The sequence below is a fragment of the Paracandidimonas lactea genome, from assembly GCF_021653995.1.
GTDB lineage: Bacteria > Pseudomonadota > Gammaproteobacteria > Burkholderiales > Burkholderiaceae_B > Allopusillimonas > Allopusillimonas lactea.
Map to the genome: position 1 here is coordinate 161,753 of NZ_JAJJOZ010000004.1, position 12,567 is coordinate 174,319.

The following is a 12,567-nucleotide window of genomic DNA, read 5'->3' on the forward strand; positions in this document are numbered from 1 at the left end:
AGGCATTCTGCCGAATATTCTCGGATCAGATCCGGCCAGACCCCGGGGCCAATGAAAAAGGAAATCTGTATGGAATTTAGCACACTGACAACAGCATCTTTGCATCAAATCAAGACGGCGGCGCTGGCCGTCGGCGTGTTCGCCGATGGCGAGCTGTCGGCGCCAGCGGACGTCATCGACCGTGCCGCGGATGGCGCGCTGCGCGCTGTGCTGAAATCCGAGTTCAAGGCCCGCCCGAACAGCCAGTTGACGCTGCGCAACCTACCCGGCGTCACCGCTGCGCGTGTGGTGCTGGTTGGGCTCGGCAAGCAGGCAGCCTATAACGCCGCCGCTCATGCCGGCGCCGAGCGCGGCTTTGCGCAATATTGCGCTGATGCCGGGCTGGCAGAAGGTGTGAGCACGCTGGCCAGCATCGAGTGCGGCGGTGCCAGCATCCGCGAACGCGCTCGTACTGCAGCCAGCGCTGCAGTGGCTGCGGTATACCGCTACGAGGGTACGTTCGGCAAAAAGCAAGATCCTCGCCCCAAGCTTGGCAAGCTCGCGCACTGGGTCACCCGCGCGCAGGCGGCCCAGGCGCAGGCCGGCCAGCGCGAGGGCCTGGCCATCGGCAACGGCATGAACCTCACTCGTCAGTTGGGCGACCTGCCCGGCAATATTTGCACGCCGGCCTATCTCGGCGACACCGCCCGCAAGCTGGCGCGCGAATTCAAAAGCCTGAAGGCCGAGGTGCTGGACCAGAAACGAATCGAAGCCTTGAAAATGGGCGCCTTCCTGTCAGTGGCCCGCGGCTCTTATGTGCCTCCCGCCTTCATCGTGCTGCGTCACACGGCGCCAGGCAAGGCCGGCCGCAATCGTAAGGCGCCGATCGTGCTGGTTGGTAAGGGCATCACCTTCGACGCCGGCGGCATTTCGCTCAAACCCGCGGCTGCCATGGATGAGATGAAGTACGACATGTGCGGCGCCGCATCGGTGCTGGGCACGCTGCGTGCGGTAGCCGAGCTCGAACTCGACCGCGATGTGATCGGGCTGATCGCGTCCTGCGAGAACCTGCCCAGCGGCCGCGCCAACAAGCCGGGCGATATTGTCACCAGTATGTCGGGCCAGACGATCGAAATCCTCAACACGGACGCCGAGGGGCGGCTGGTACTGTGCGACGCCCTCACCTACGCGGAACGCTTCAAACCTGCCGCCGTCATCGACATTGCCACACTCACGGGCGCGTGCGTAGTAGCGCTGGGGCACGTTAACGCGGGCCTGTTCACCAAAGACGACGCACTGGCTGAAACACTTCTGCAGGCCGGGCGCACCGCCAACGACACAGCATGGCGGCTGCCCCTCGAAGAGCCCTATCAAGAATCCTTGCGCTCCAATTTTGCCGACATGGCCAATATCGGTGGCCGCGATGGCGGCGCGATTACCGCGGCCTGCTTCCTGTCGCGCTTCACCGAAAGCTATCCGTGGGCCCACCTGGACATCGCGGGCACCGCGTGGCGCAGCGGCAAAGAAAAGGGTGCAACGGGCCGGCCGGTTCCGCTGCTGGTGCATTATTTGCTCGGCCAAGCGGGTTGATGACACGGGTCGATTTTGCTTTCGGCGCGGCCGACCGCCTGCGCATGGCCTGCGAGGTAACACGCAAGCAGTACCTGGCGGGGCGGCGCCTGCTGGTCTATACACAAGACGCCTCCCGGCTGGCCAAGTTTGATCGCCTGCTGTGGGGCTTTGACGCCACCGCGTTCATACCGCACGTCGCGGTGGCCGATCCCCTGGCGCCGACCACGCCGGTGCTGCTGGTCGGCAATGCCGATGAACTCGCCCAGGCAGCAGCGCTTTTTGACAAATCGGCGACGCCTGCCGAAGGCGATGCCTCCGCGTGGCTGCTTAATCTCGACCTGTACTGCCCACCAGCACCCGAGCGCTTCGCACGCATACTTGAAATTGTCTCCAACCACACCGAAGACAAAAACGCAGCTCGCGAACGCTGGCGCCAATATCAAGCCAGCGGGCTCTCCCTCCACGCCCACGACGTCTCCGGCCATCAACCGCGCGGCTGAAGAACGCGATACGGAACCTTTACGGCCGCAGCGAGCCAAAAGAACATCGCTGCTGCGAATACCCGTTGCGCATTCAGCAATTTGTCAGCTATTCTTATCCCTAAAGTACTCACCACTATAGGAATACACATCACCATGACCGACTTCCGTCAATCCGTCGCCGACACCGGCCAGTACGGTATTGCTTCGCAGGCCGTCCGCAACCGTGTCATGCGCAACACCTACTGGCTGTTGGCCGTATCGCTCGTGCCCACCGTGCTGGGTGCGCTCGTCGGCCTGAACACCGGCATCAACCAAGTCATGGGCGCCAGCCCCGGCATGAGCGCCATCGTTTTCCTCATCGGCGCGTTTGGCCTCATGTTCATGATCGAACGCAACAAAAACTCCTCCCTGGGTGTTGCCCTGCTGCTCGCGTTCACGTTCTTCATGGGGATCATGCTGTCACGCCTGCTCGGCCACGTGATCGGCCTGGCCAATGGCTCGCAGCTCATCATGCTGGCCTTCGGCGGCACCGCTGCGGTATTCGGTGCCATGGCAAGCGTTGCATCCACCAGCAAGCGCGATTTCTCGGGCATGCAGAAGTTCCTGTTCATCGGCGTGGTAATGCTGATCGTCGCCTCGCTGGCCAACATCTTCCTGCAACTGCCGGCGCTCATGCTCACTGTATCCGTGCTGGCCATAGGCATCTTCTCGGCCCTGCTGCTGGTCGACCTGCAGCGCGTCATAAACGGCGGTGAAACCAACTACGTGTCGGCCACCTTGGCCATTTATCTCGACCTATACAACATTTTTGCCAACCTGCTGATGCTGCTGGGCATATTCGGCGGCGACCGCGAGTAAACTACTCCGTGCCCCTCAACAAACGCCCGGCATGCCGGGCGTTTTTTCATGTACGGGCGCGACGCCGCCATTGGCGTCCGACATCGCCCGCCACCAGCATCACGGAAATCCAGATCGGCACATAGGTGAGCAAAGCCCGCGGCTCCACCGGTTCGCCCAAAAAGAACAGCGCCACACCGAAAAGCAGCACCGGCTCCACATACCCCAGCAGACCGAACAGCCCCAGTGGCAATACCCGGCTGGCCTGCAAGTATGCGGCCAGTGCTACAGAGCTTATCAGCCCGAGTAGCGGCACGAGAATCAGCAAACGCGGATAGGCGGCGAGTTGTTCCCAGGCGTTCATGCCATCGACGGACACCGACAGCAGCGCAAGCGCCACGGGCGCCATGAACAGCATATCGAACCACAGGACACCCAAGGACCCCATATTCAGGTAACGCCGCAAGACAAAATAAGGGGGATAGCCGAACATGACGACCGCGGTGGCCCACGAAAATGCGCCCGTGCTCAGCAACTCGTGGAACACGCCCAACAGCGCGGTATAGACAGCCGCCTGCTGTAGGCGGGACAGGCGTTCGTTGTAGAGGATCCGCCCCACCAGCACCATGACGATCGGCAGTAGGAAATAGCCCATCGACACGTCCAGCGCCTTCTGGTGCAGCGGTGCCCATACAAACAACCAGAGCTGCACACCAATCAATAGCGCGGCAAGCGGCAGCAGCAGCCACAAGGCGCGCTCGCTCCGCAGGCGCGCAACAATATCGCGAACCTCATGCCAGGCGCGCTTGCGCGCGATAATCAACGCGAGCGCCGGCAAGCCCAGAACAATACGCCACGCAAAGACCTGCTCGCCATTGAGCGGCTGCAGAACGGTTGCGTAAAAATAGAGCAGCGCGAACAGGCAAGACGATAGGACTGATAACGCAACACCGTACTTCATGCCGGAACCGGGACAGTGGTGGCTGGTGGCGCGCCCTCACGATCAAGCGCATGAACCAACCGGTTGAAACGAAAGAGACGTTCGCGCCTGAGTATGGTTTCCAGCGCTTCAGGCTCGCGGCCATGCGCCATGGCATACGCGGGCACTGCCGCCAGCATGGCCTGCACAGCCTGTGGATGATGCGCCAGGCAACGGCACAGCAATTGATCCGGGTCCAACAGCTCCAGGCCCAGGTGATACAACTCACCGCGGTGGAAGTCGCGCACATTGCGTGTGACAATGGCCACGCGACGCACGCCAGCCGGGTCACCGGCAGCCTTGCGCGCCGCCGCCACCACGTGCATATCTTTGGGATCGCTGCGCCTCAGGCCCTCCTTCCAGGCCGACACATCACCCAAGCAAGCACGGGGCCAATCGTGCTGCAGGGTATCCCACTGGGCCTGCACGTCTTGTGCGGGCATCGCCCACAGACGTGCCGCATTACGCCGCCACTCATCACCGATGACGGCACTCCAGACGGGCAGATAACAGCCTTGGCGCGCCAGGCTCAGCAAACCTTCGCGCATTACATTGGAAATCAGGACGCATGTATCCAGCACGATCAGGTCAGGCATGAGCTTCAAAATTTCTGCAACTCCATCAATACCTTGCGCGTCTGCAATGGACGTTGCAGCAACGCGTCCAGACGCTCGCGCAACGCTTGGCGCAGAGCTGGCTCCTGCCTGAGATCATCAAAATCGGGGGCGGGCTCGCCCGTACCGTATCCGGTTTCATTGAGCAGCACCCATTCAAAACGTCGCAAAGCGCTGGCGGCCGGCGTATCGCCCGACAGCCGGATCAACGCCGCCTCGTAGGCATCATAAACGACAGGATGCGCGTCCTCGCGCGGCAAGAGCCTCAGCAACAACTCATTCATATACCAAGCCGACATATACGCGCGGCCACCCAGGCGGCGTATGCCCACGCTTTCAGCATGCGTCAGAGTCTTGACCTCACCACCCCCCGACCAGGAAAGCAATAGCGGCTGAAAGGCCGACAGAACGGGCCGCAGCGCCGAATGCGGTCGCTTGGCACCCTTTGCGACCAGCGCCACATTGCCATACTGGCGGGTAAGTACCTGAATGATGAGCGACGTTTCGCGCCATGCCAGCGCATGCAGCAAATAACCAGCGGCATCCTGCACGCGCTGCGCGCGTTTACTCATAGCCGAGTTCGCGCAGGGCACTCTCGCGATCAGACCAGCCCTTGCGCACCTTGATGTAGACATCCAGATAGACGGGCTTTTCGAGCAGCTTGACCATGTCTTGCCGCGCCTCGGTGGCGATGCGCTTCATGTGGGCGCCACCTGCGCCCAGCAAAATCGGCTTGTGCGACTCCCGCTCGACCACCACGCAGGCAGCAATACGGGCGCCTTCGTCGTTTTCTTCCCACTGCTCAATCACTACGGTACAGCCATAGGGAAGCTCGTCGCCCACCAGACGGAAGATCTTCTCGCGGATGAGCTCGGCCACAATAAAACGCATGGGCCGATCCGTAAGGGTATCGGCCTCGAAAATGGGTTCGCCTTCCGGCAGCCTGCTGCCGATCTCGGCCAGAAGATTCTCGAGCTGTATGCCGCGCAGCGCGCTCACGGGTACTACCGCGCCATACGGAAACTGCGACGTAATCTTGCCCACGTAGGCGAACATGTCGTTCTTGCTCTTTAGCAGGTCGACCTTGTTGACAACCAGAATGGTTTTTTCAGGGGCAGGCAGCAGAGGCAGAATCTGCGCATCACCCGACGACCACTTGCCGGCCTCGACCACATGCACCACCACATCCACCTCGGCCAGCGCTTGGGTTACCACACGGTTCATCATACGGTTCATGGCGCCGCCATGACGCGTCTGGAAGCCCGGCGTATCGACAAACACGAACTGATCGTGCTTGCGGGTGAGCACGCCATGAATACGGTGTCGAGTGGTTTGAGCCTTACGCGAGACGATGGAAATCTTGCTGCCGATCAAGGCATTGACCAGCGTGGATTTGCCTACGTTGGGCCGGCCAATGACGGCCACAAAACCACAGCGAAATGGGTCTGTCATGCTATTTGTTCTCCTGGGCGATCGCCACCGGCAGTGTAAGCTGTGCCGACTTGCGGGCTCGATGGCCGCGCGCGCCCTTGGCAGGCGCCAGCGCCAAGATAGCCTCTATGGCCTTCTGAGCAGCCGCTTGTTCCGCCGCGCGGCGGCTGGCACCGCCGGCGGTGACCCGGATATCGAGCTTGGGCACCTGGCACTCAACCTCGAACGTCTGGCTGTGCGCGGCGCCATGTGTAGCCAGCACCGTGTACAGGGGCAGATCCAGTTTGCGGCCTTGCAGCATCTCCTGCAGCAAGGTTTTAGGGTCTTTACCCAGTGTTTTGGGGTCTACATTGACCAGGATGGGCTCGTACTGCTTCGCAATTGCCTTGTGCGCCGCATCGAACCCGCCATCCAGGTAAATGGCCCCGAAAACCGCCTCGACCGCATCGGCGAGGATAGACGGGCGGCGAAAGCCCCCGCTCTTGAGCTCGCCTTCTCCCAGCCGCAGATACTGCGAGAGCGACAGGCGGCCGGCAATCTCCGCCAGCGCGGACTGCTTGACTAGATTAGCCCGCAGCCGAGACAAGTCGCCCTCATCGATCCGCGCAAAACGCTCGTACAGCAGCGCGGCCACCACGAAATTGAGGACCGAATCGCCCAGGAACTCCAGGCGCTCGTTGTGATGCGCGCTGTGGCTGCGATGCGTGAGGGCCTGCTCAAGCAAAGCAATCGCGCCGAAGCTGTGCCCCAGCGAAGCCTGCAGCGTATCGAGTTTGCTCACTGGAACCCGCCTATGCGACCGAGATCGCTGAAATTCATCCATATGAAGAAAGCCCGGCCAACGATGTTGCGATCAGCCACAAAACCCCAGTAGCGGCTGTCCAGGCTATTGTCGCGGTTGTCGCCCATCATGAAATAATGCCCCTCGGGTACCGTGCAGCGCACGCCATTGGGCAGGTACTCGCAACGGTCGCGGTAGGGGTAGTTGGTGATAGCCATGAAATCTTGCGGCGCCTGCGTATTCAGCAGTATGCGGTGCGAAATCGCACCCAACTGCTCGACGTAGCGGCCCACATAAGCCGACCGATCGGGCTCGAAGTAATCGCCGTCACGCGCGCGGGCAACCTCCTGGCCATTGATGGACAGCACCTTGTTGCGATACTCGACGACGTCGCCGGGCAGGCCTACGACGCGCTTGATGTAATCCACACTCGGGTCCACCGGGTAGCGAAACACAAGCACGTCGCCGCGCTGCGGCGTACCCAAGTCGATCACCTTGCGGTCGACCACCGGCAGGCGGATGCCATACTGGAATTTGTTGACCAGGATGAGGTCGCCATTTTGCAGCGTGGGCAGCATGGAGCCTGATGGGATACGGAACGGCTCGACCACGAAGGAGCGCAGCAGGAATACAAACAATATCACCGGGAAAAAACTGACGCAATATTCGACCCACCACGGCGCCTTGTTGGCCTTGTCGTAGGCTTCCTGGCGAATATGACCCGCTTCGTCTGCCGGCAGGCCCTTTACCGCGGGTGCCGTGGCGGCCATTGCGGCCACCGCCGTCGCCCGCCGGCGTTTCCTGAGCCAGACGAAATCCAGGCACCACACCAGGCCGGTCAGTACCAGCAGCACAAAAAGAATCAGCGCGAAATCCCAGCTCATGCCAGCAATACCTTGTTGTTGTTCATATTTATTTATCATCTACCTGCAGGATGGCCAGGAACGCCTCTTGCGGGATTTCGACGTTGCCCACCTGTTTCATGCGTTTTTTACCCGCCTTCTGCTTCTCGAGGAGTTTCTTCTTGCGGCTGATATCCCCGCCGTAGCACTTGGCCAGGACGTTCTTGCGCAAAGCCTTCACGTTCTCGCGTGCGATGACCTCGGCGCCGATAGCTGCCTGGATGGCAATATCGAACATCTGGCGCGGGATCAGGCCACGCATCTTGGAAACCACTTCGCGGCCGCGGTAGCGTGCATTGGCGCGGTGCACAATCATGGAGAGTGCATCGACGCGGTCGCCGTTGATGAGCAAGTCGACGCGCACCACATCAGCGGCGCGGTACTCCTTGAATTCATAGTCCATCGACGCATAGCCGCGCGACACCGACTTGAGTTTGTCAAAAAAGTCGAGCACGATCTCGGCCAGCGGGATCTCATAGGTAAGGTGCACCTGGCGCCCATGGTAGCTCATGTTCAGCTGTACCCCTCGCTTGGCCATGCACAGTGTCATGACGGGGCCGACGTACTCTTGCGGCATGAATAGCGTAACTGTAACGATGGGCTCACGGATTTCAACGATATTGCCCACTTCGGGCATGCGCGACGGGCTTTCGATCATGGAAACCAAGCCGTCACGCTGTTCAACCTCGTACACCACAGACGGCGCCGTGGTGATGATATCCATGTCGAACTCGCGCTCCAGGCGCTCTTGCACGATTTCCATGTGCAGCAGGCCCAGGAAGCCGCAGCGGAAGCCAAAACCCAGCGCCTGGGAGACTTCGGGCTCAAACATGAGCGCCGCATCGTTGAGCTTGAGCTTCTCGAGCGAATCGCGAAGCTGGTCGTACTCGCTGCTTTCCACCGGATAAAGGCCTGCGAACACCTGCGGTTTGACCTCTTTGAAACCGGGCAGCGGCGCGGCAGCCGGCTTGCCAGCCAGCGTGATCGTGTCGCCAACCTTGGCATGCTCCAGCTCTTTGATGCCGGCAATCACAAAGCCCACCTCGCCGGCGGACAATACGTCGCGTTCTACCGATTTCGGTGTGAACACGCCAATCTGCTCGCATAAGTGCGTGGCATGGGTGGCCATGAGCAAGATTTTGTCTTTAGGACGCAGGCGGCCATTAACGATGCGCACCAGCATGACGACACCGACGTAGTTGTCGAACCAGGAATCAATAATCAGCGCTTGGAGCGGCGCATCCGGATCGCCTTTGGGCGGCGGCACCTTGGCCACAACCTGCTCGAGAATTTCGTCGATGCCCAGCCCGGTTTTTGCACTGCACAAAATAGCATCGCCGGCCTCGATGCCGATGACGTCCTCAATCTCTGCGCGGGCATTTTCAGGCTCGGCCGAAGGAAGATCCATTTTGTTGAGTACTGGCAATACTTCGACACCCAGCTCGATAGCGGTATAGCAGTTGGCAACTGTCTGTGCTTCGACCCCCTGCGAAGCATCGACCACCAGCAAGGCCCCCTCGCAGGCCGACAAGGAACGACTGACTTCGTACGAGAAGTCGACGTGGCCCGGCGTGTCGATGAGATTGAGGTTGTAGATCTCGCCATTGCGTGCCTTGTAGTGCAACGCGGCGGTCTGTGCCTTGATGGTGATGCCACGCTCACGCTCGATGTCCATCGAATCGAGCACCTGCATGGACATTTCTCGATCCGCCAAGCCTCCACAACGCTGGATCAGGCGATCGGCAAGCGTGGACTTGCCATGGTCGATGTGGGCGATAATGGAGAAATTGCGGATATGATCCATAAAAGAAGGCGAAAACCTTGAAAATGCTAGAAGATGATGGAAATTGCCGCTTAAGGCATAAAAAAAGGGGGCGCTCGAGGGCGCCCCCTTCTGCTTTACGCCATTTTAGCCGGTTTGATGATTATTTTTTGGGCTTGACCGTGATCCACTGCGACTGATCACCCCGCACCACCAGCAGCGCCGCGGCGCGCGACTTGTCCAGCCCCGCGACCAGCTTGGCATACTGCGCGGGGTCGGTGACATCTGTATCGTTGATAGTGACGATAATGTCACCCGGCTCCAGACCAGCCTCGGCGGCAGGCCCCGTCACATCGCGCACCTGCACGCCGCCCTTAATGGGCAGGCGGGCGGCCGCCGCAGCATCTACCGGCCCTACAGACAAGCCCAGCGCATCGGCAGGCCCCTGTCCGGGTTCGCCCTGGCTGCTGGCCTGCTGCTGCGCATCACCCGCAGGCATCTCGCCGACGGTTACACGCAGCGTTTCACGCTTACCCTTGCGCCAGACCTCGATAGGCACAGTGCTGCCTGGTTTGGTTGCACCCACAATGCGCGGAAGATCTGTCATGTGATCAATGGCACTGCCATCGAACTTCAGGATCACGTCGCCGGCGCGGATACCCGCCTTGGCAGCCGGCCCGCCGGGCTCAACGTTGCTGACCATGGCGCCCTTGGATTCAGGTAGCCCGATCGCCTTGCCTACATCGTCCGAGACAGGCCCAATCTGCACACCGATACGCCCGCGCGTCACCTTGCCGTGGGCCTTGAGCTGCTCGACCACCTGCATCGCCTCGTCGATCGGAATGGCCAACGAGATGCCCATGAAGCCACCGCTCTGGGAAATAATCTGTGAGTTCACCCCGACTACACGGCCAGCCAGATCGATCAACGGCCCGCCTGAATTACCCGGGTTGACTGCGACATCTGTCTGGATGAAGGGTAAGTAGTCGCCCGTATCACGATTGATGGCGCTGACGATGCCGGACGTCACGGTGGAGTCCAAGCCGAAAGGCGAGCCGATCGCCAGCACCCATTGCCCCTTTTTCAGTGACTTGGAATCGCCAATCTGCAGCGCGGGCAAGTCTTTGGCGTCGATCTTGATCAGGGCAATGTCCGTGCGCTGATCGGTGCCGATGATCTTGGCAGGATATTCCTTGCCGTTGGTCAACGTCACGAAAATACCATTGGATTTGGTCACCACGTGGTTGTTGGTGATGATGTAGCCATCCTTGGAAATAATGAAACCCGAACCCACGCCGCGCGGCACCGTACGCTCTTGCTCCTTGGGGGCGGGCTGTGTCGGCGCGCCGCCGCGCTGGTCGGGGCGTACGCCCGGCGGCATGAAATCGGGGCCGAAAAACCAACGGAACATGTCATAAGGATCATTTGGATTCAGCCGCGGGCGCACGGGCACGGCTTCGGTGGTGCGGATATTGACCACCGAATTCTCCGTCTTGGCGACGACCTGAGTAAAGTCGGGCACAGACAGCGTAGGCGTCGGCACCGTGGCACCGCTCTCGACGGACGTGGCCGCGCCGACCGCAGAACACGCCACCAGCAGGCTCACCGACACAACCCCGGCAAACCTTTTTAGCCTGCTGTTTCGCAACTGAGCTGAAAGCATCGAAAACTCCTTATGAATGATTAGTTTTTATGATCGTCCGCAGGCACAAACTGGGTACCCTTGGCAATCTCCAGCAGCGCGTCGGCTGGTACCTCGCCCAGGGCAGTCAGCCAGTAATCCCCAATCCGGGTACGGTAGATATTCATTGCGCCGGTTCTGACGGCTTCGTTAAGCTGCGAAGCACGTTCATCGGCCTTGTGCGGCTCGATGAAGACGGACACAGCCGCCAACCCGTCAGTAAGCAGCAACTGGCTGGCCTCCCGCCCCTTGCGCATGGGCCGCGTCACCTGCATGACCGGCTCGTAACCCGGCGGCGCCGGGATACGCCAGCCTGCCTGTGCGAGATCGACCGGCTTCATCCTGGTTTCGACGACTTTCCAGCCAGCGGTATTCCAACTCGACTCGAGATCGGCCGACGCAACCTGCGCCCCCATCGACAAAGAGTTGAATGAAATCTGGTCGATCAGCCCTTCGGGCCCCACGACCTGTGCCTTGAGGAGCAGACGCGTACGGGTGTCGGCGCATAGGCGGTAGCCATAGCGATAGTCGTCACGCGGCCGCAGCTCAAGCAGGTTGCATTCGCGGCCAGCCACACGATAGGTGCCGTCATGACGCACGATATCGTAGTACTTGGGAATGTTTGCACCGTCGCCCAGCATAAGCGCCGGGAAGCGATCGCCGCGCTGGCGCTCGATGATGATCGCCTTCTGCTCTGGCACCAGGCACTGTGTGACCTCGTTGTGCCGGATGAACTCGTGGGCCTCGCCGTCCAGCACCTCGATGCGTTCGCGCTCACCGGTGCCGTCCACCATGTGCGTGATGCGGGAAGACTGCATCACGGCGCCCTGCTGATAGGTGTATACACCCGAATAATCGAGTTTGCGGGCCGCATCCTGCATCTGTCGTAGAATCACCAACCCTTGGGCGCCAGCGTCATTCGGCGCCGCCACGACAGGCGCGGCCGCAAGGCCAGACAGCGCCAGGACGAGTACACCAGAAGCGCGGCGCAATTGCCCGCGCGCAAACCGGTTACGCAGCGGACGTATGCCAGTGGCGGATTGAAGCACCAGCATTAGCGCGATACCTCGAACGATACACGCCGCGCGGGGCCGGCACCGGCAAGCTCTTGGTGTGCATACAGATAATCGCCGAGACCGGCTTCTTCGCCAGCATTGGCCATCACCTGTACGTTGGTCGGCGCCTCAGACCCGGCAAGATAAGGCAAGGCCACCCACACCACAGACGCCACGGCTGCCGCGACAGCCAAGCCCGACAAGCCCAGCCGCAAATGATGATGGCGCGCCAGGCGCGGCGCAACGATGTGCGGCTCTGCGTCGATGGCCGCAGAAACACGTGCGTAAAAACGATCAGAAGGCTTGATGGCCAGATCGGGGTTGCGCAGGGTGTCGCCGATCAAGTGGTAGGTTTCCCAGAGCTGACGGCCGTAGGGGGTGTCCAGCTCTTCGGGGCGGATTTCGCCATCGCCGTCGACCCAGCCGGAGATCGAGGCCTCCCAGCCGGAGGTTTCCTGGTCATGGATATGTTGTTGAGCGGCTTGCATTCGT

13 protein-coding genes are annotated in these 12,567 nt (G+C 60.8%); 3 read left to right on the forward strand and 10 right to left on the reverse strand.

What is annotated here, in order from left to right; genetic code table 11:
* Window positions 1–69 precede the first annotated feature (69 nt).
* The 3 genes from LOL23_RS09620 (at window position 70) to LOL23_RS09630 (ending at window position 2,891) form a co-directional block, all read left to right on the forward strand.
* Window positions 70–1,569: a leucyl aminopeptidase gene (locus LOL23_RS09620; RefSeq protein ID WP_237173523.1), complete on the forward strand. Its 1,500-nt coding sequence runs from the start codon at window positions 70–72 to the stop codon at window positions 1,567–1,569.
* Window positions 1,569–2,051 (forward strand): DNA polymerase III subunit chi, encoded by a 483-nt coding sequence (locus tag LOL23_RS09625; protein ID WP_160979746.1) that lies wholly within the window; start codon window positions 1,569–1,571, stop codon window positions 2,049–2,051. Before LOL23_RS09620 ends, LOL23_RS09625 begins: the two co-directional genes overlap by 1 nt.
* A gap of 135 nt (window positions 2,052–2,186) precedes the next feature.
* Entirely contained in the window at window positions 2,187–2,891 is a 705-nt protein-coding gene (locus LOL23_RS09630) for a Bax inhibitor-1/YccA family protein (RefSeq protein ID WP_160979744.1), read from the forward strand.
* 46 nt (window positions 2,892–2,937) lie between these two features.
* On the opposite strand, the gene rarD is transcribed toward LOL23_RS09630, so the two are convergent.
* The 10 genes from rarD to LOL23_RS09680 all read right to left on the reverse strand — a co-directional run bounded on the left by rarD (window position 2,938) and on the right by LOL23_RS09680 (window position 12,563).
* Entirely contained in the window at window positions 2,938–3,831 is an 894-nt protein-coding gene (rarD, locus tag LOL23_RS09635; protein WP_160979742.1) for an EamA family transporter RarD, read from the reverse strand.
* A complete protein-coding gene (locus tag LOL23_RS09640; protein ID WP_202411724.1) occupies window positions 3,828–4,445 on the reverse strand; it encodes a PIN domain-containing protein in 618 nt (205 codons plus the stop codon). The genes rarD and LOL23_RS09640 overlap by 4 nt, the downstream gene beginning before the upstream one ends.
* A gap of 5 nt (window positions 4,446–4,450) precedes the next feature.
* The gene (gene recO, locus LOL23_RS09645; protein WP_160979740.1) at window positions 4,451–5,035 is read right to left on the reverse strand and encodes a DNA repair protein RecO; all 585 of its coding nucleotides are present in this window, start codon (window positions 5,033–5,035) and stop codon (window positions 4,451–4,453) included.
* A complete protein-coding gene (gene era, locus LOL23_RS09650; protein WP_160979738.1) occupies window positions 5,028–5,915 on the reverse strand; it encodes a GTPase Era in 888 nt (295 codons plus the stop codon). Before era ends, recO begins: the two co-directional genes overlap by 8 nt.
* 1 nt (window position 5,916) lies before the next feature.
* Window positions 5,917–6,717 (reverse strand): ribonuclease III, encoded by an 801-nt coding sequence (gene rnc / locus LOL23_RS09655; RefSeq protein ID WP_160979736.1) that lies wholly within the window; start codon window positions 6,715–6,717, stop codon window positions 5,917–5,919.
* Entirely contained in the window at window positions 6,672–7,559 is an 888-nt protein-coding gene (gene lepB, locus LOL23_RS09660; protein ID WP_160979734.1) for a signal peptidase I, read from the reverse strand. Before lepB ends, rnc begins: the two co-directional genes overlap by 46 nt.
* Window positions 7,560–7,587: 28 nt before the next feature.
* On the reverse strand, window positions 7,588–9,381 hold the full coding sequence (gene lepA / locus LOL23_RS09665) for a translation elongation factor 4 (RefSeq protein ID WP_160979732.1): 1,794 nt from the start codon (window positions 9,379–9,381) through the stop codon (window positions 7,588–7,590).
* Between the two features lie 121 nt (window positions 9,382–9,502).
* On the reverse strand, window positions 9,503–11,002 hold the full coding sequence (locus tag LOL23_RS09670; protein WP_160979730.1) for a DegQ family serine endoprotease: 1,500 nt from the start codon (window positions 11,000–11,002) through the stop codon (window positions 9,503–9,505).
* Between the two features lie 20 nt (window positions 11,003–11,022).
* Window positions 11,023–12,075 carry a MucB/RseB C-terminal domain-containing protein gene (locus LOL23_RS09675; protein ID WP_160979728.1) on the reverse strand — a complete coding sequence of 351 codons (1,053 nt, stop codon included), beginning with the start codon at window positions 12,073–12,075 and terminating at the stop codon, window positions 11,023–11,025.
* On the reverse strand, window positions 12,075–12,563 hold the full coding sequence (locus LOL23_RS09680) for a sigma-E factor negative regulatory protein (RefSeq protein ID WP_160979726.1): 489 nt from the start codon (window positions 12,561–12,563) through the stop codon (window positions 12,075–12,077). The genes LOL23_RS09675 and LOL23_RS09680 overlap by 1 nt, the downstream gene beginning before the upstream one ends.
* Window positions 12,564–12,567 lie beyond the last annotated feature (4 nt).

What these genes read in the sequence shown, in the direction of transcription:
- LOL23_RS09620 (WP_237173523.1), top strand. Translation starts at nt 70, where the DNA reads ATGGAATTTAGCACACTGACAACAGCATCTTTGCATCAAATCAAGACG.
- LOL23_RS09625 (WP_160979746.1), top strand. Translation starts at nt 1,569, where the DNA reads ATGACACGGGTCGATTTTGCTTTCGGCGCGGCCGACCGCCTGCGCATG.
- LOL23_RS09630 (WP_160979744.1), top strand. Translation starts at nt 2,187, where the DNA reads ATGACCGACTTCCGTCAATCCGTCGCCGACACCGGCCAGTACGGTATT.
- rarD (WP_160979742.1), bottom strand. Translation starts at nt 3,831, where the DNA reads ATGAAGTACGGTGTTGCGTTATCAGTCCTATCGTCTTGCCTGTTCGCG.
- LOL23_RS09640 (WP_202411724.1), bottom strand. Translation starts at nt 4,445, where the DNA reads ATGCCTGACCTGATCGTGCTGGATACATGCGTCCTGATTTCCAATGTA.
- recO (WP_160979740.1), bottom strand. Translation starts at nt 5,035, where the DNA reads ATGAGTAAACGCGCGCAGCGCGTGCAGGATGCCGCTGGTTATTTGCTG.
- era (WP_160979738.1), bottom strand. Translation starts at nt 5,915, where the DNA reads ATGACAGACCCATTTCGCTGTGGTTTTGTGGCCGTCATTGGCCGGCCC.
- rnc (WP_160979736.1), bottom strand. Translation starts at nt 6,717, where the DNA reads ATGGATGAATTTCAGCGATCTCGGTCGCATAGGCGGGTTCCAGTGAGC.
- lepB (WP_160979734.1), bottom strand. Translation starts at nt 7,559, where the DNA reads ATGAGCTGGGATTTCGCGCTGATTCTTTTTGTGCTGCTGGTACTGACC.
- lepA (WP_160979732.1), bottom strand. Translation starts at nt 9,381, where the DNA reads ATGGATCATATCCGCAATTTCTCCATTATCGCCCACATCGACCATGGC.
- LOL23_RS09670 (WP_160979730.1), bottom strand. Translation starts at nt 11,002, where the DNA reads ATGCTTTCAGCTCAGTTGCGAAACAGCAGGCTAAAAAGGTTTGCCGGG.
- LOL23_RS09675 (WP_160979728.1), bottom strand. Translation starts at nt 12,075, where the DNA reads ATGCTGGTGCTTCAATCCGCCACTGGCATACGTCCGCTGCGTAACCGG.
- LOL23_RS09680 (WP_160979726.1), bottom strand. Translation starts at nt 12,563, where the DNA reads ATGCAAGCCGCTCAACAACATATCCATGACCAGGAAACCTCCGGCTGG.